Source organism: Streptomyces sp. NPDC002619 (assembly GCF_042889305.1).
GTDB lineage: Bacteria > Actinomycetota > Actinomycetes > Streptomycetales > Streptomycetaceae > Streptomyces.
In genome coordinates this window covers 36,993-52,943 of the sequence record NZ_JBIAQV010000043.1, presented here as the reverse complement: position 1 = coordinate 52,943, position 15,951 = coordinate 36,993, and the positions used below count along the sequence as shown (strand labels likewise).

Sequence of the window (15,951 nt, the reverse complement as noted above, 5' to 3'; positions counted from 1 at the left end):
GGGCGAGGCCCAGAACGACAAGAGCCGTATGACGGGAGACTGTCACGTACGGTTCCGTGGGAGCCCGGGGGTGAGAATCCCCCGGGCGACCCGACCACGGCGAGTTGGTGGCGCAGGGCGAGGATCTCCAGATCCTTTGCCCGATCGCCACGGCAACAGCCGCATGAAGCTGGAGGCGGTCGACAGGGCGAGGTATGGCAGTCGCAACAGCACAGTCGAGCATCCTCGCCGTCGGCCGAGGCCTGCTCCAAGCGGCCCTTTCCTACGCGGGAGGATGACCGGTCGGCCGCGCACTACTGACCCCACATCAGTCCTGTGACCAGCACGGATGCAATATCCGGCACGTACAAGGTCGGGTGAGCTTTCCGGGCTCGTGTCTGACTAGACCCATTAAAGGCGATTAAGAGACGGTAAGAATATATGTGCACATTTGTCTTGAATCACTCAAGGCTCTAGCGTGGGTCGAGACAGGCCGAACGGCCGATGTGGCCCAAGGCCAGACGCCGCCGAGATCACCACCTCACGACCTTTGAGCGGCTCCGCAACCGGCGCGGAGAGGCCGCCGGGCTCCTACTCACCCTGAAGAGAAACGATGGCTAAGTTTCGAGCAGGCTCGGCAGGTCTTGAGCATCAGGACACCCATCGGGCCGGGACAGCAGGCAAGGATCGAGATGTGCACGAGCCCATGGCTCGAGCCGCAGCGCGCTTGCGCGAGGCGCAGCTTCGGGTGACCGTGCAGCGCATGGCGGTGCTCACCGCCATCGAGGAACTGGGCGGCCACCCCGACGCCGATTCCGTCCGGGTTCGGGCACAAGAGGTCACGGGTGGGCTGCCCCCGCAGGCCGTCTACAACGTTCTGCGCGTGCTCACGGAGGTCGGCCTGGTGCGCTGTACACAGATCACCGGTCATCCGGCCCGGTACGAGGCCGATCGGCGCAACAATCACCACCACTTCGTGTGCCGGTTCTGTGGCGACGTCATGAACGTGGATTGCGCGATCGGCGAGGCTCCGTGTCTTGAGGCCGACCTGCCCGAGTCCTACCGGGTGGACGAGGCTGCGGTGACCTACTGGGGTGCGTGCCCGCGCTGCGCCCCCGCCGAGCACGGATGATCGTTGCGCGGCACGGCGTCCGTCCGGTGAGCGGAGATCCCTCACGGAATCACCCGAGGCCGATTCACCGGCAGCACCGTCTCGGAGACCCATGGCGTGGCCTCGGGACTTTCACCTCAAAGGTCTGCCCATACGTATAGGACGATTACCGTGGTTGCCTGCACCCATTCAGAAATGAAGAACTTGGCGAGGGGCACCGGCACGGACGTGTTCCGCGCTGCCGACAAGCTCGCCGAGGCCGCAGTGCCCGAGCTGGCCGACATCGTCACCGTGGAGCTGCTGGAGCTGACCCTGCGTGGCGAAGCGCCCCCGCCCGGTGCCCTTTGCGGAAGCAAGCCGTTTCGGCGTGCCGCCTTCCAGTCCCTGCGGGGAGCCAGTGGGGTCCGGCCCGCGTATGCGGTCGGTGACGTGAGCCCGATCCTGTCGACGACCCCCTACCGGCTGAGCCTTGCCCATCTGTGCCCACGCCTCATCCGCGACCTGAACGAGGACAGCCAGTGGCTCGCCCATGATTCAGCGCGCGCACGGGTCATGAGGGAGGCGCGGGTGCACTCCCTCATGGTGGTCCCCCTCGTTGTGCAAGGCGTTGTTCTCGGCCTGGTCGCCTTGTATCGCCGGGCCGACTCGGCTCCCTATGACGTGGACGACCTTCAAGCAGCCGCCAGGTTCGCGGAACGTGCTGCGTTGTGCATCGACCTCGTCCGCCGCCGCATCCAAGAGCGCGCCCGCGCCCGGCTCCTGCAACGGGCCCTGCTTCCTGAGGTGCTTCCATCCTTCAGCGCACTTGAGGCTGCCCGCAGTCACGTCCCGGTGGAAGGCTCCGGCGGCGAGTGGTTCGACATCATCCCTCTGTCCGGTGCGCGGGTGGCTCTGGTGGTGGGCGTAACAGAAGGGCAGGACGCTGACACTGCGGTGGGCATGAGCCAGCTGAGAGCGATGATCCTCACACTCGCCCTGCAGGACCTGGGGCCCGAAGAAATACTCTCGTGCCTGGACGAGGTGGCGACCCGTCTGGACCGGGAACACGAGGCTCCACGCCGGCACCCTTTCGGCCTGAAGTACGTCGGTTCCAGCTGCATATGTGTGGTCTACGACCCCGTCACCGAGCACTGCTCCCTGTCCCGGGCGGGGCATGCTCACCTCGTGGTCGTCCACCCGGACGGCACCGTCAGCGCCCCCGTCCTGGCATCCCATCCGCCCCTGGGCGCCGGTGGGCGGCCCTTCGAGGCCACCGAGATCGACATACACTCGGGCAGCATCCTGCTCCTGAACAGCGGCGGTGGTGACGACCCGCTTTCCGATGCACAGGAGACGGCAGAACGCCTCCACGAGGTGTTGAGCCGATCCGGACCGGATACGCAGGAGATCCTTGAGGGTGTCCGCGTGTCTCCCGGACGCGAGCCGGCTCTGCTGGTGACTCGCACCCGGGCGTTCGGCGCCGAGAACGTGGCGACCCGGAGTCTGCCGCCTGACGCCGCCGCTGTCGCCGCCGCCCGCAGGTGGACCAACCGGCAGTTGGCGAGATGGATGCTCAACGAACTCGCTTACACCACCACCTTGGTCGTCAGCGAACTCGTGACGAACGCCATGCGCTACTCCACGGGGCCGGTGGAACTCCGCCTGATCAATGACGACCGCACACTTATCTGCGAGGTCTCCGACACCAGCAGTTCCGCTCCCCATCTGCGAAAGCCGAAGCTGAGCGATGAGGGCGGCCGTGGCCTGTCCATCGTGACACAGCTCACACAGCATCAGGGGACTCGCTACACCGCTTCCGGCAAGACCGTCTGGACCGAACAAGACCTTCCGACATGAGCCCGCATCCCGAAAGCCGCCACCCTCGTTCGGGGCCCTCTGGTCGCCGGCCGTCGCAGGCGTCGAAGTCGAGCCCACCGCACCGGGCCCGGCGGCAGCTGCCCAGGCCAAGTCTGCGCAGTCCGGCCCGGAAGCCGACCTCTACTCGCTCCACGAACGCGCGCAGCTACGTGCCATCCCCATCAAAGGAGCCCAGACATGAGTGTGCACGTCAAGGAGCCCATGACACCCCGGAGGATCACCTTTCGGTCGCTGCGGCAGCGGATCAGCCCGAAGCGGCTCCTTCGGCGGATGCGGCATGTGGGCCAGCCGTTCGAGTGGATGCTCCTTGCGCCACTGCTGGTGATCGCGCTGACCGGGGTGACGGACGTCCTCACGCCCCACCTGCAGTTCAACCGGTTGCTGGGGGCGGCGCCGGCGTTGGCCGCCGCCATGTGGCCAGTGGCCGGCACGCTGGCCATCGGGCTGCTGGCCTTCATCGCCGCCATCGGGCTCTCGGCCGCCGCCAACCACGACCTGGGCCAGACACCGAGCCTGTTCACCCTGCTGGCGATCACGGCCATCACCTTGGCCGCCGCCTACGCCAGCCGGGTACGCCAGCACCGGGAGCGCACCCTCGCCGAGGTTCGCACCGTAGCGGAGACCGCGCAGCAGGTGCTGCTACGTCCGCTACCGCGCCACCTCGGGTCCGTCGACATCGAACTCCTCTACCAGGCCACTGCCGCGCACGCCCAGATCGGCGGCGACTTCTACGAAGCGCGCCAGACCCAGCACGGGGTGCGGCTGATCATCGGCGACGTGCGCGGCAAGGGGCTTCCCGCCGTCGAGGCCGCTTCCGTGGTACTGAGCTCGTTTCGGGTGAACGTGCGCGAGGCACCCGACCTGGCGGACCTGGCAGCCCGGTTGGAGACCAGCATGAACGAATACTGTGAGGACCTTGCCAGTGAGGACGCGATGGAGCGCTTCGTCACCACCCTGCTCGTCGAGATCCCCGCTGGGCAGCCCATCGCCCGCCTGGTCAACTGCGGACACCCCCCTCCGCTGCTGCTGCACGGCGGAGAAGTGCGCGAGGTGGAATCCAGCGCGCCGTCACCGCCCGTCAACATGGCTGCCCTGCTCGGCGCCCACTACCAGGTCGACGTCGTCCCCTTCACCGTCGGCGATCGACTGCTGCTCTACACCGACGGCGTCAGCGAGAGTCGCGACCTCACCGGGACCTTCTACCCTCTCAGCCAGCGCATCCGCCGATGGTCCTCGGCAACTCCCCGCCAGCTCCTAGACCACCTCCAGCATGACCTGTGCGCCTACGTCTCAGGCGCCCGCGACGACGACCTCACGGCCCTGGTTGCCCATCGCGTCGCGCCGGGCGGCCGAGGGGAGAAAGCTGCGAGGACGGTGCCGAACGCCGACCTGGCGCGAGATCGTGCGCGCCCAGGCCTCCCGGTTGCTCGCCGCTGACTTCTTCCATGTCGACACCGCGGCCTTGACCAGGCTGTACGTCTTCTTCGTCATGGAGGTCGGTACCCGAACCGTGCACATCCTCGGCGTCACCGCCCACCCCACTGCTGCCTGGGCCACCCCGCTCGCCGGCAACCTCATGGCCGACCTCGGCGATCGCGCACCCGGTTTCCGATACCTGCTACGCGACCGCGACAGCCGCTACACCCACGCCTTCGACGCCGTCTTCACCGCCAGCGGCATCGAGATCTTGAAAAGTGCGCCGCAGGCGCCGCGGATGAACGCCCACACGGAAAGGTTCATACGCACTGCACGAGCCGAGTGCACCGACCGCCTGCTGATCTACAACGAGCAGCACCTGCGCCACGTTCTGGCCCAGTATGCCCAGCACTACAACTCCGGCCGACCCCACCGAGCGCTGCAGCTTCGCGCTCCTGACGACGACGCGGAAGTCATCCCCTTCCCAGCACAGCGGATCCGCCGCCACAACGTCCTCGGCGGACTCATCCACGAGTACCGCGACGCCGCCTGACGAAGATCACGGCAGGAAGGTGAACGCCCAGGCCAGCACACCTACGGGACTTTTGGCACCCCACAGGTTCGGCTCGGCCCAGGCTGTCGTTCTGGCAGGCGCCGCCGGTCGGAGCGGCTCTACTCCGGATCGGCGTAATCGACCACCGGGTGCTCGATGTACTGGTCGAGTTCGGGGAGGTTCACGACGACGGGGTCGATGCCGGAGCGCACGACGGCCCAGACCGTCTCGAACTCCGGGGAGGCGTTGATCTCCTGGTGGATGACGTGCGCGGGGACGAACACGAAGTCGCCGGGCCCGGCTTCGACGACGTTCCCCAGCTTGTCGCCCCACCGGAAGCGGGCCGCGCCGCTGATGATGTAGAGGACGGTCTCCTGGTCGCCGTGGTGGTGGGCGCCGGTGGCGGCGCCCGGCTTGACGTTACTGCGGAAGGCGGACAGGTGGGCCGAGCCGGGTGTGCGCCCGTCGAAGGCGACCTCTCGGATGAGCCCGCGAGTCTGGGGCGTGTTGCCGTCGAGCTGATCGTGGTGTGCGACCCGGACCTGGGGGTCGGAGTGCGTGTCGCCCATGAGGATTCGTTCTCCGGTTCGGGGTGTGCTGTGGGTTCGGGCCAGCGGCCAGGACTCTCCCCCTACTGCGAAGAGGAGGACCCAGACGATGGCCGGGTCCATGAAGCCGAGTGCGTTGCCCGCGATCCCGGGGGCGAGGGCCGGTTCATGGATGACGTGGCCGACGACGATGCGGTAGTACATCGTGAACGTGAGGACCGCGAGCGCCAGTGTGGTGAGGATGCGCAAGGCGCGATTCCTCGTCGGCGTGAGTCGCCGGGGCCAGTTCCCCGCACAGTTGGCCAGAAAGTGGTCCAGAACCCGAGCATACGCCGAGCTGAGTGGGAAAGAGACTGAGTCCGTCCGGGCCGATGGCGGCCCGTGCGTCGGCGCCCAGCGGCAGTCGGGTGCTCCTGACAGGACGAGGAAGAGGCAGGTGCCCACAGCGTCTCCCTCACCAGGATGCCCTCAGGTGGCGCTACAACCAGTGGCTCCGCTGCACTGGCCGCGAGCACGAGGCGCAGGGCGAGCAGTAGGGAACCTCGCCGGAAGAGCCCAGCAACTTCGCCGCGTGTCTGCCGCGACCACCCGCAGAAACCCGGTGGCAGCCGGACAGCCCCCGAGCCTCCCCTTGATCTTTGGGGGAGTGCCCGGGAGCCGGTGGCCGCCGAACGCGGGCTGTCCCCCTGGTGTCACTGGAGGCGGTGGCGACCGCGGCGATGGAGCCCGAGCTGATCGGGTACGCACCTGTCCCCGCGCTGCACAAGCTGTTCCGGATGACCGGCCTGCGCCCGTCGGACCTCGACGTCGTCGAACTCAACGAGTCCTTCGCCGCGCAGGCGGTCGCGGTGATCCGCGACGCGGGACTGGACCCCGAGAAGACCAACCCATACGGCGGAGCCATCGCGCTGGGCCACACCGTCGGCGCCACCGGCGCCATCCTCACCCTGAGGGTCGCCAAGGACCTCGTCCGCCGTGACCTGGAGCTGGGTGTGGTCACGATGTGCATCGGCGGCGGCCGGGCCCTCGCCGCTCTGTTCCGCCGGGTCTGACCACCGTATGGAGACGAACCACGGCCGGCGGACGATCCGGTCGGGAAGCGAGCACGTGCGCTCGCAGGATCTACCAGACCGTGGAGGGCGCCACGTTGATGCCGAGCACGGCGAGTTCGCCGTGGATGCGCCGATACCCCCAGGAGCTGTTCTCGCGGGCCAAGCGCAGGACAAGGGCCTGGATGCTGCGACGGGTCGGCGGCCTGCCAGACCGCCTGCGACGGGAGGCATCTGCGTGACGATGGCGCATGAGGTCACGGTGCCACCTCAGAACCGTCTCCGGCGAGACGATCAGATGTAACTGCCGGAGCTTCGGCCTGGGGAGCCGATGGAGGAGCGCGGCCAGGAGTGCGCGGTCCGTCAGGGTGATGCGCGGCCTGTCGGTCTGCCGCTGTAGGACAGCCCCCCGAGCACTACTACAGCCGCGAATGTCGCCGAGAGACGTTGGTCGCCCATCGTCCCCTGCCGCCGCCTCTGAATTGACTATGAGATCTCCATTTCGCCGGTCGCCCAGCGCTCGTTGGCGAATCGTTCAAGTCCCCCTCGGACACACCTTCTGTACACGCGGCCTGTTTTCCGGGCAGCGTCGATCGGCACCCGATCTCGGCCTGAGGCCGGGGCGGGTGCTTTTCGCCGTGTGCCTCCGTTCTCGCGTGGATCTCTGCCTGGTCCGTCGAGGTGTATGCGCTCCTTTCTGATGGTTTGGGCGGTGATGGTCCGGGCCGCCGGGTCGAAGAGGAGCCCGATCTGGTGCTCGCGCAGATATGTGGCTGCTGCTTCGGCGGGCGGTGCTGTCGGGGCTCCGGTGGTGCGCAAGTGCCGGGCGGGCAGGGCCGCCCAGACCCGATCCTCGCGGACGTAGACGTTGCGTGGCCGGGTGGTGTCCGGTGGGGTGGTGCTGGAGTGGCCGTGGTGGCACCGGTAGGCGGGATGCTGGTGGGCGCAGCAGGACTCCATCCGCCGTCCGCAGATCCCGCAGGTGAGCAGGCCGGCCAGCCGGTAGGTGTGCCCGGGCGTCTGGACGGTGGCGCGGATGGACTGGGCCCGGACGAACTCCGTCTCGTTCACCAGCGCCGGGTGGGCGAGTTGGCGGGAGATGACCCACTCGTCGCGGGGGTTCCAGCGCATCACGTCACGGTCCCCGAGGGCGGTGTTGTCCGGGTCGAGCAGGACGTGGTCGGTGCGCTGGCGGTTCCAGACCTGGCGGCCGGTGTAGCGGGGGTTGCTCAAGATCGCGCGCACGGTGGTGAGGGTCCACTGGCGGTGGGTGCGGTGCGGGTTGCGCTGAGGGTCGGCGGCGGACGGGCAGGGGATGTCCGCGTCGTTCAGGGCGCGGGCGATGCGGGACGTGCTGTGTCCGGCCAGACGCTGGGCGAAGATCCATTTCGCAATGGGGGCGTACTCGGGGTGGGGGTCGAGGCGCTGGAGGGGGACACCGCGGCGGGCCAGGGCCCGGTTGGGGTGCGGGCCGGCGTCCACCAGCCGATATCCGTACGATGGGCGTCCGCCGAGGTAGCGGCCCTGGATGGTCATGGCAGCGTGTACCCGGATGCGGGTGCGGGCGATCTCGCGCTTGGAGAGGATGCCCAGCAGGACCATCAGCTCTTCCTGGGCGAGGATCTTGGGGTCGAGGGGTCCGCCCAGCTCTGGGATCCACACCGGTATCCGGTAGTGCTCGAACAAGGGCGCCAGTGCGGCGAATTGGTTGCCGTAGAAGGCGCGCTCGCTGGAGCCGATGACGATCGCGTCGAAGCCGCGGTCGGGATCGGCCAGGGCGGCCACGAGCGCGGCAGCCCGCGGAGGGCGGGTCCAGGGCAGGACGCGGCTATGCCCGACGTCGAAGAACTCGGCCGTCACCCGCCCGTACCCGGAGGTGATCGCCTGTGCGCGGAGCAGCTGCCAACCCCGGGATGTCTCCGGATCCTGATGGTCCTCGGTGGACACCCGGCCGTAGAACGCGAAGCGCAGCCCGTCAGGCGCACCGGGTTCGGAGCCGGGCGGTCTCGCTCGCCCAGGTGGCCAGCATGCCGGATCGCCCGACGCTTTGATCGGTGTCGAGAGCGAGGGTTCGCCCCGCCATTCGTCGCACCTCCCGCGTACGAGGCCGCCGGTCGGGCTCGGTCGGCCCTGGACGGAGAGCGCGTGCGGCCGCGCGTCTCGTCCGGGATGGCTTCGCCTGTGGCTGGGATGCCCGTTGGGGTGCGGGAGCACAACCAGCGCACCGGCGCATCCGAGGTGTTCGCTTCAGTTCAGGAGCGGGGCCGGGGAGGCGTCAGGGAGCCGTGGGCCGGCCGGTTCGGCTTCCTAAGGCAGTCGTGGGCAGTAGCCCTGGTCGGCCAGCCAGGCACGGGCCCGGCCGCGCTGCCGCTCGTCACTCAGCCGGTGATAGTCGCGCCATGCCTGGTCGCCTGACGCCAAGACATCTTTGAAGCGGCGGAAGGCGCCCCGGCCGGTGATGGCGATGCGCAGCCGTTCGGCGAGATCGTCATCGTCGAGTGTTTCGATGAAGAGCTCCATGTCCCGGTAGCCCGGTCGGGAGCCGTGGCAGGGCACGTACAGCCAGCGGTCGGGGTCATCCTCCCAGGCGTCGGCTTCGCCTTCGAGCCATTCGATCGCCTGCGGGTAGCAGTCGCCGGTGGTCAGGTCGAGATGGCCGCCGCCATACATCAGGTCGCCTTCCAGCAGCGTGGCGAGTTCCTCCAGGTCCACGGGCAGCGGGCGCAACAGCGGTGCCGGGCCCCCCTCGGCGGAGTCGCGCAGCCGGTCGGCCAGTTCCGCGTCACCGTCCCAGCCGCGGGCGGTGAGGTGTTCGAGGAACTCGGCCGCCACCGCGTCCGCGCCCGGCACCCGTCGGGCGGCCGCGGCCGCAACGCCGTCGCCGGCCAACTGCAGCACCGACCGCATCGGTCGGCTCCGCAACGCTGCGAGCAGCGCCGACCCGTCCGCGCTGTGGATCGCGGTGCGCACTGCCCGCACATCGTCCTCGCTCCACCCCTGGGCCATGGTGTTGACCATAGCCTCCCCGGCTGGCAGGCGAACGCAGGGAGTGCCGCGCAGGTTGGCCCGCGGACCAGTGGTGGCAGGTGTCATCACGGCACGACGCCGTGGCGCGGCTGGCTGATCCGTGTCCGGCCGCCGCACCCGCAGCCCGCCGACGTTCGCGTACCCGCCGTCAACCGCCGAGTCCGGCCTTGTCCAGCTGGGCGAGGAAGCTGGTCTTACGTTTGTGCTCGGCACGCAGGGCGTGCAGGTAGTCGGCGAACTCGCCTGGGGTGCCGAGCTGTTGGTGGAGCGCACGCAGCGCCTTGAGGTGGCGTACCGCGTACTGGTAGCGGTACTTATTGCCGGTCTCCGCCAGATACCCGGCGATCAAGCGCCGGTAGGGGCCGGTCACGTCGGCCGGGTGCGTCGTGCGCCGTTGTTCGATCAGGTCCTGGAGCAGGTACTTACCCAGGTCGTCAAGGTGGTCGACGGCTACCTGCCAGGCATCATCGTGCTGTCCGGTCTCTTGCAGGCACAAGATCAGTTCCCGGGCGCCGGCGGGGTGGGCCGGCAGCCGTTCGCGCAGCAGGCCGAGCGCCCACTGAATGGTCTGTGGACTTCCGATGCGGGTGGCGGTGGCCTGCAGCGGATGGAATACCGCGTGTACGGGGGTGCGCTCGAAGGCCGCGCGGCGCACGGCGAGTGCCTCCTCTTCGTTGCCCGCCCGTGTGAGCAGGTCCACCAGGGAATCGCGCAGCGGCGGCAGGTAAGGGCTGGTGGGGTGGGCGGCCAGACCGCGGCGCGCCCAGACGGTCGCCTCCTCGGTGCGGGCAGCGTCCCGCAGCGCCTCGGTGATCTTCAGATACTGGCCCGGGGTGCGCAGGTCGCGCGCCACCACACCGATGTACCGGTCCGTGTCGCCGACGTTCGCGGCCAGCTGTTCACGCAAATCCTGAATGTGCAAAGCGGCCCCGTACCGGTCCTCATCCGTAAGGCCGGACGCCCGGTCCTCGACCAGGTCAGCGAGGTGCGCCAGTCCGACCGGCCCGAGGCCGGCAGCGAAATCCGCCAGCTGGAGGTCGGGCCAGCCGGGCCCGTCGAACTTGGTCTTGTCGATCCACGTGGCCAACGTCTGCGGACGCCTCGGCGGCGCAGCACAGACGGCCTTGGCGTAGAGGACCGTCAACGCACGCAACGCGTCGCCCACAGTGCCGCCGGAGTCATCCAGGTACATCAACGCCTTCGCCACCCGGTCCACCGCGGTGCGCAGTTTCGGCGCCGCCTGGTCCGCCAGCCCGCCGTCCAGCAGCCGCTCGGCCGCTTCGTGGACGGCCCAGGCCGTATCCAGGTATTCGCCGTGCCCGGCGTAGGGGCCGCGGCGCCTGTCCCGGCGCAGCCCGTCCACCAGCCCGGCCAGCTCCTCAACCTCGCTCATCCGGACATCCCATCAAACCGCCGCGCAGGTAGGCTGCCGGGCCGTGAGCGAGTACCAGTACTACGAGTTCCTGGCCGTCGACCGCCCGCTGACCAAGGCCGAGATCGCCCAGGTAAGAGCGCTGTCTACGCGGGCCCGGATCACCTCCACCAGCTTCGTCAACGAATATCACTGGGGTGACTTCCACGGCGATCCCACCAAGCTCGTCGAGTAGCTTTACGACGCCCACCTGTACTACGCGAACTGGGGCAGCCGCCGTCTTCTGCTGCGTATCCCCGCCTCCGTGCTCCCGGCCAAGACCGCGCAGGGCTACGCGCTTCAGCAGACACTCGCGGTGTGGACGCGCGGCGGCCATACCCTGCTGGACTTCTCCCTGAGCGCCGAGGACAGCGGCGAGGGGGATTTCGAGACCTCCTTCGAGCTCGCCTCGTTCGCCGGGCTCCGCGCCGAGCTCGCGGCTGGGGACCTTCGCCCGTTGTACCTGGGCTGGCTGGCCGCCGTCGCCGTCTGGGAGCTCGCGGACGATGACGAAGAGGAGTACCAGCGCGAAACGGAGCCATCCGTCCCCGCCGGGCTGGCCGAGCTGACCGGGCCGCAGCGGGCCCTCGCGGACTTCCTGCGCGTCCCGCAGGACCTGCTCGCCGTCGCAGCGTCCGACAGCGCTCCGGCCACCGAGTCGGCGGCCGCCCCGGACAGGCTCGCCGCCTTCATCGCCGGACTTCCGGCACCCGAGAAGGACACCCTGCTGCTCCAGGCAGCCCTCGGCACAGCCCCCCAGCTCGGCCCCGGACTCCTGGCCCGCTTCCGGCAATCCCTGCGCACCAGCGAGGGCGGCCCCGGGGTACGCCGCAGCGCGGCCCAGCTCCTGGACGCGGCCCACCGCCACCGCACCGTGCGCGCCCAGCGGGAGCGGGCCGCACGCGGGGCGGCGGAGCAAGCGCGAGTACGGGCAGTCGCCGAGGCCCGCGACGCGCGCCTGGACCACTTGGCCCGCGACCAGGCGACCGCCTGGCGCACCATCGACGACCTCATCGCCCAGCGCAAACCGGCCGCCTACGACCAGGCCGTCGCGCTGCTTAGCGACCTGCGCGCACTCCACGCACGTCAGGGCAGCGCCGCCGACTTCGACCGCAGATCCGGCGAACTGCGCACCGCCCACCGAGGAAAGCCCTCGCTCATGCGCCGATTCGACGCCCTGGGCTTCCCCAACCTTTGACCGTCCGGCTGGGCGAGCCGAGCCAAGGCGCCTTCATACATGGGTGTGCGCCGAAGCCACCCACTAGGCCGGGCGGCTTCGGTCCGGAGTTGAGGCTCGCCCCGGTCGAGTGGGGCCGCCCGTGCGAAGTGGTCGTGAAGGCGACTGGGACGCGGAGTTCCTTTACGGCCACGAGTCGGTAGACCTTGCGCCCTTGCAGGGCTATACGGCCTCTGAACTGGGCTTTTCCGCCACGTAGGTGCCGCGCTGGGGCACCGTGAAGACCTCACCGGACTCCACCAGGACAGCGATAGCCCGCCGTACCGTGCTGCGCGCAAGCCCGTACTGCTGCACTAGCTGAGTCTCAGACGCGATCGCGCGTCCTGGTGCCCAATCTCCTCGCCGGATGCGCGCACGCAGAATCTCGGCGAGTTGCCGGTACGGCGTGAGCGGGGCGCCGTGATCAATCTCCGCATCTGGGTCAATGGCCATGGCTCGAAGCTAGGCGTACCCCTTCGTGTCGGCAGTTTGAGATACGTCTAGAAACGTAGCGATACAAGTCGCTACCATATGTAGACAGAAGAGGCCCGGCGGGTGCGGCGAACACCCCCGGGGCGTGGCCGATCGCTGAAAAGGAGCGAACGACAATGCGAAGCCTACTGGCGCTGGTTCTCGGCTTTCTGCGGGCCGCCCTCGGAAAGAGCCGGGCGGAAACCGCGCCGACGGCGCCGATACGAACCTTTCTCGCTCCGCGCTGCCAGCGTGCGGCGGACGTCATCGAGGCGGATTTCCTGCTGTTGGTGAGGCCGTACCCGGTGGTGCACGGGCAGGCGCACGAAAGGCGGCGCCGGCGGGAGAGGCGTCGCGCGGCAGTACTGGCCGTCGTGGGGCAGGACTACGTTTCGGCGGTGACCGAATGACCCGCCTTCGACGCCTCCCGTTCAACGGGCCGGAAGGCAAGCCCGCGTACATCCCCGCCAACAACCCAGACGGTCCGCTCTCGCTGTTCGCAGACGCCATCGAGGCACAACAACTAGAGGTAGGCGCAGCGGTGCTGGGGCTGGTGCGCCCCATGCTAGACGCGACTTTGACCGCTGATGAGGCCATGTACATGCTGCGACGTACGGCGGAATGCCTCCGCGACGCGCTAGACGTGGCGGAGTCCCGTAGCCAGCGGCTGGGCCTGCCGGACCAACCGCTCTCAGGAACTGCGGCAGAGGTGTTGAGCCAGGCGCTGAAGCGCTCGTGCTCTGACGCGGAGTCAGCGAATGGAGGCGGCGGAGGCGCGTAGCAACTCCATTAGTCCTCAAAGACACGAAGCCCTGTGGGCGCCCTGCGAGATTCGTAGGTGTCAACAGGGCTTCTCGTCGCTCCCTGGGAGTCTCACAGGGCCAAGTAGGCCGCCTTCTCACCGAACGCCTTCGTCTCCGACGGGTCCGCTGCCGACCATGCGAGCCCGACCACGGTGACGATGGGGACACAAGGGCCGCGGTCGGCCCGACCGCGGATCCGGCCTCGCATGGACGCCGACGTACTCAACACAGCCGGAGAGAACCCCCCCGGGGGCCTGTTCCACACCTGGCGACGTGACTCGCCCGCCGTTGCGCAGATGGCCCGGGGCCAGCGGCAGAAGCCAGCCACGCACCCCTGGCATCCCAGACTGCGCAGCCGGAGATCCGAAGCCACGCATTTGGCTGCGCAACCGCTCACACCAGCCGATTGCGCAAGACCCTCGACCGGGGGTGGTGGCCGCCGGCTTGGCCCGAGCCGCGGTCCGAGTTAGGTCACCGTGGGGGACACAGGCGATGGTTGGGCCTGTGGCCGGCCCGACCATCGCCCCAACCAAGCCACGTAAGGGACTGATCGTCACAGCGGCCGGAGGGGGCGTGCCACGTGGATGGCGGTGAGCGCGGTGCACGATGTGGGCTCTGCGCACTGCCCCGGCGCCAGTCATGGAGGTGATTGCGCACGATCTCTGGGCCGCGCAGGCCTGGCCGAAGTTCGCTCGACCGGAGGCAGGGGCCGAAGAAGCTGACCCGGGAGCGGGAGGCATACTTCTGACTCATGCAGCAAAGTGTGAGCAGCCGGGAAGCCTGTCGGATCGTCGGCATCGACGTGCGGTCCGGCAAGAAGTGGCGCAACGGTTCACATGCTCACCTCGGCCGGAAGAAGGCGGCACCTCCGATCTACCAGGAGGTGCCGCTCCTTCTGATCCCTGCCGCTACCTGTGTGAAGCCGATCGCCTCCACATAGCCGATCGGTTGCGGGAGAAGGCTACGGTCCGCGTGATCGCCGCCGAACTGGGGTCCTTGGCCGCCGGTGAGCGGATCAAGGTGAGACAGCGGCTACCGTGTCGTTGCAGTCGGTGGCACGTGTTCGATAGCACCAAGGCCCGGATGGGGTGGTCCGGGAACTCTGCCCGGCCACGTACGGACCGGATCCCCACCGTCAGGATTCTCCACCTTGATCACATCGGCTCCGAGGTCGGCGAGTTGCATCGTGCCGAAGGGTGCCGCCATGAACGCCCCGATCTCCAGTGCTCGGACACCGGTCAGCGGTGCGACGGGCTCGAGCGGACGAGCGACAGTACCGTTCATCCCAATCTCCCTGCATGGAAATCCCCGGATGGGGGAGGAAACGGACACGCAGTGCGCGAGTTGAGGATCGGCTGGTCGGACGCCGAATGGGGGCGAGCCGGTGAAGCCGGCGCTCAGGCGCCGCTCGACGCCGGGACCACCAGCCTGGTGACGCTCCCCCACCGAAGGGAAGACCGCCGACCCCGACCGCGAACGCAAGGTCTGCCTGCGTCCGGCCAGGGCGCAGCGGGGCTGGGCCGGCAAGGCCCTCAGAGGCCCGGCGAACGGGGGCACAGCGCGGGCGAAGGCTGCCGAGGCAAGCGCCGGGCGTGGCGGTGCGCTGCATCGAGTAGGTCCGGCACGGCCGCACCGCTGATGACGTCATGCGGATGCGGGCGGAGTGAGACCGGACGAGTGCCCGAGGCGCGCTGAGAGGGTCTTCGCCGCCTCGCTCACCACGGCGCCGAAGAAGGACTGGGATTCGTCAGTCAATCGGGTCATCGGGATGTTGACACTGAGACTCGCGATCGGCTCCCTGGCTTCACCCATGACGGCCGCTGCGACCGAGCCGACGTCGGATCGCCACTCTCCCCTGTTGGTCGCATAGCCCTGTGCTCGTATCCGCTCCAGCTCGGCGAGCAACTGGTCGGGGTCGGTGACGGTCGTGTCGGTGTAACGCGCAAGCTCCTCGGAAAGCAGCCGGTCGATCACCTCGGCAGGGCTGTGCGCCAGCACCGCCTTGCCGTTGGCGGACGCGTGGAGGGGCAGGGAATGCCCCAAGGACATACTGGTGCGCACTGGCTTGGACGTCTCCAGCCGCTCGATGAGCACCATCTTGTTCCCCTCCGGAACCGTGAGGTGAATCGTCTCCTCGGTGCGCCGGCGCAACTCCTCCATCACCGGCACAGCCGCGTCGCGCAGACCGAGGTCGCCACTGGCATGCCGACCCACGTCCAGCGCTTTGGTCGTCACCACCCAGCGGGTGATCTCACCTCCCGCGGGACGGATCCAGCCCGCCGCGTTAAGGGTCTGCAGCGCACGCTGTACGGAGCTCTTGGGTATCCCCAGAACCCGTGACAGCTCGCCGACGCCGATCGGCTGTCGCGTCGCGACCTCTTCAAGCATGCGCAAAGCATTGAGGACGTTCTGCATCTCCATTGACTCCCTGATCACTCGATCCTAACATCACCATACCTTTTTACGGCACGGTGTGCCATGTTACGGCACGGAAGATGGAGTGGTCTCCA

Annotated in this window: 16 protein-coding genes and 1 pseudogene; 9 read left to right on the top strand and 8 right to left on the bottom strand. The window is 68.6% G+C overall.

Annotated elements, in window-relative coordinates:
- Window positions 1–685 precede the first annotated feature (685 nt).
- The 4 genes from ACFYXB_RS37560 (at window position 686) to ACFYXB_RS37545 (ending at window position 4,916) form a co-directional block, all read left to right on the top strand.
- The gene (locus ACFYXB_RS37560; RefSeq protein ID WP_389589487.1) at window positions 686–1,111 is read left to right on the top strand and encodes a Fur family transcriptional regulator; all 426 of its coding nucleotides are present in this window, start codon (window positions 686–688) and stop codon (window positions 1,109–1,111) included.
- A gap of 174 nt (window positions 1,112–1,285) precedes the next feature.
- Window positions 1,286–2,926: a SpoIIE family protein phosphatase gene (locus tag ACFYXB_RS37555; protein ID WP_389589486.1), complete on the top strand. Its 1,641-nt coding sequence runs from the start codon at window positions 1,286–1,288 to the stop codon at window positions 2,924–2,926.
- A 198-nt stretch (window positions 2,927–3,124) separates the two neighbouring features.
- Window positions 3,125–4,384, top strand: a complete 1,260-nt coding sequence (locus ACFYXB_RS37550; RefSeq protein ID WP_389589485.1) for a PP2C family protein-serine/threonine phosphatase — start codon at window positions 3,125–3,127, stop codon at window positions 4,382–4,384.
- A complete protein-coding gene (locus ACFYXB_RS37545; RefSeq protein ID WP_389589484.1) occupies window positions 4,350–4,916 on the top strand; it encodes an integrase core domain-containing protein in 567 nt (188 codons plus the stop codon). Before ACFYXB_RS37550 ends, ACFYXB_RS37545 begins: the two co-directional genes overlap by 35 nt.
- Before the next feature lie 119 nt (window positions 4,917–5,035).
- Here ACFYXB_RS37545 and ACFYXB_RS37540 read toward each other — a convergent pair whose 3' ends face one another.
- Window positions 5,036–5,713, bottom strand: a complete 678-nt coding sequence (locus ACFYXB_RS37540) for a cupin domain-containing protein (protein ID WP_389589483.1) — start codon at window positions 5,711–5,713, stop codon at window positions 5,036–5,038.
- A 440-nt stretch (window positions 5,714–6,153) separates the two neighbouring features.
- On the opposite strand from ACFYXB_RS37540, the gene ACFYXB_RS37535 reads away from it, so the two are divergent.
- Entirely contained in the window at window positions 6,154–6,516 is a 363-nt protein-coding gene (locus ACFYXB_RS37535) for a hypothetical protein (RefSeq protein ID WP_389589482.1), read from the top strand.
- Between the two features lie 73 nt (window positions 6,517–6,589).
- Here ACFYXB_RS37535 and ACFYXB_RS37530 read toward each other — a convergent pair.
- The 4 genes and pseudogenes from ACFYXB_RS37530 to ACFYXB_RS37515 all read right to left on the bottom strand — a co-directional run.
- A pseudogene (locus ACFYXB_RS37530) lies at window positions 6,590–6,946 on the bottom strand (integrase); the annotation flags it as partial.
- A gap of 53 nt (window positions 6,947–6,999) precedes the next feature.
- Window positions 7,000–8,460 carry a recombinase family protein gene (locus ACFYXB_RS37525; protein WP_389589481.1) on the bottom strand — a complete coding sequence of 487 codons (1,461 nt, stop codon included), beginning with the start codon at window positions 8,458–8,460 and terminating at the stop codon, window positions 7,000–7,002.
- A gap of 360 nt (window positions 8,461–8,820) precedes the next feature.
- Complete coding sequence (locus ACFYXB_RS37520) at window positions 8,821–9,519, bottom strand: UPF0158 family protein (protein WP_389589480.1); 699 nt, start codon at window positions 9,517–9,519, stop codon at window positions 8,821–8,823.
- Window positions 9,520–9,688: 169 nt separating this feature from the next.
- Window positions 9,689–10,933: a DUF6880 family protein gene (locus ACFYXB_RS37515; protein ID WP_389589479.1), complete on the bottom strand. Its 1,245-nt coding sequence runs from the start codon at window positions 10,931–10,933 to the stop codon at window positions 9,689–9,691.
- Between the two features lie 43 nt (window positions 10,934–10,976).
- On the opposite strand from ACFYXB_RS37515, the gene ACFYXB_RS37510 reads away from it, so the two are divergent.
- Window positions 10,977–11,147, top strand: a complete 171-nt coding sequence (locus tag ACFYXB_RS37510) for a hypothetical protein (protein WP_389589478.1) — start codon at window positions 10,977–10,979, stop codon at window positions 11,145–11,147.
- A 69-nt stretch (window positions 11,148–11,216) separates the two neighbouring features.
- A complete protein-coding gene (locus tag ACFYXB_RS37505; RefSeq protein WP_389589477.1) occupies window positions 11,217–12,149 on the top strand; it encodes a hypothetical protein in 933 nt (310 codons plus the stop codon).
- Between the two features lie 201 nt (window positions 12,150–12,350).
- On the opposite strand, the gene ACFYXB_RS37500 is transcribed toward ACFYXB_RS37505, so the two are convergent.
- A complete protein-coding gene (locus ACFYXB_RS37500) occupies window positions 12,351–12,620 on the bottom strand; it encodes a GntR family transcriptional regulator (protein ID WP_389589476.1) in 270 nt (89 codons plus the stop codon).
- A 155-nt stretch (window positions 12,621–12,775) separates the two neighbouring features.
- Here ACFYXB_RS37500 and ACFYXB_RS37495 point away from each other — a divergent pair, with 155 nt between their 5' ends.
- Together ACFYXB_RS37495 and ACFYXB_RS37490 are read left to right on the top strand one after the other, a co-directional pair.
- The gene (locus ACFYXB_RS37495; RefSeq protein WP_389589475.1) at window positions 12,776–13,048 is read left to right on the top strand and encodes a hypothetical protein; all 273 of its coding nucleotides are present in this window, start codon (window positions 12,776–12,778) and stop codon (window positions 13,046–13,048) included.
- A 1,156-nt stretch (window positions 13,049–14,204) separates the two neighbouring features.
- A complete protein-coding gene (locus tag ACFYXB_RS37490) occupies window positions 14,205–14,381 on the top strand; it encodes a hypothetical protein (RefSeq protein ID WP_389589474.1) in 177 nt (58 codons plus the stop codon).
- 92 nt (window positions 14,382–14,473) lie between these two features.
- On the opposite strand, the gene ACFYXB_RS37485 is transcribed toward ACFYXB_RS37490, so the two are convergent.
- Together ACFYXB_RS37485 and ACFYXB_RS37480 are read right to left on the bottom strand one after the other, a co-directional pair.
- Window positions 14,474–14,725 (bottom strand): CoA transferase, encoded by a 252-nt coding sequence (locus ACFYXB_RS37485; RefSeq protein ID WP_389589473.1) that lies wholly within the window; start codon window positions 14,723–14,725, stop codon window positions 14,474–14,476.
- 360 nt (window positions 14,726–15,085) lie between these two features.
- The gene (locus tag ACFYXB_RS37480; RefSeq protein ID WP_389589472.1) at window positions 15,086–15,862 is read right to left on the bottom strand and encodes an IclR family transcriptional regulator; all 777 of its coding nucleotides are present in this window, start codon (window positions 15,860–15,862) and stop codon (window positions 15,086–15,088) included.
- Window positions 15,863–15,951 lie beyond the last annotated feature (89 nt).

Coding starts and splice junctions, on each gene's coding strand:
- ACFYXB_RS37560 (WP_389589487.1), top strand. CDS start 686: ATGGCTCGAGCCGCAGCGCGCTTGCGCGAGGCGCAGCTTCGGGTGACC.
- ACFYXB_RS37555 (WP_389589486.1), top strand. CDS start 1,286: ATGAAGAACTTGGCGAGGGGCACCGGCACGGACGTGTTCCGCGCTGCC.
- ACFYXB_RS37550 (WP_389589485.1), top strand. CDS start 3,125: ATGAGTGTGCACGTCAAGGAGCCCATGACACCCCGGAGGATCACCTTT.
- ACFYXB_RS37520 (WP_389589480.1), bottom strand. CDS start 9,519: ATGGCCCAGGGGTGGAGCGAGGACGATGTGCGGGCAGTGCGCACCGCG.
- ACFYXB_RS37515 (WP_389589479.1), bottom strand. CDS start 10,933: ATGAGCGAGGTTGAGGAGCTGGCCGGGCTGGTGGACGGGCTGCGCCGG.
- ACFYXB_RS37500 (WP_389589476.1), bottom strand. CDS start 12,620: ATGGCCATTGACCCAGATGCGGAGATTGATCACGGCGCCCCGCTCACG.
- ACFYXB_RS37495 (WP_389589475.1), top strand. CDS start 12,776: ATGCGAAGCCTACTGGCGCTGGTTCTCGGCTTTCTGCGGGCCGCCCTC.
- ACFYXB_RS37485 (WP_389589473.1), bottom strand. CDS start 14,725: ATGAACGGTACTGTCGCTCGTCCGCTCGAGCCCGTCGCACCGCTGACC.
- ACFYXB_RS37480 (WP_389589472.1), bottom strand. CDS start 15,862: ATGGAGATGCAGAACGTCCTCAATGCTTTGCGCATGCTTGAAGAGGTC.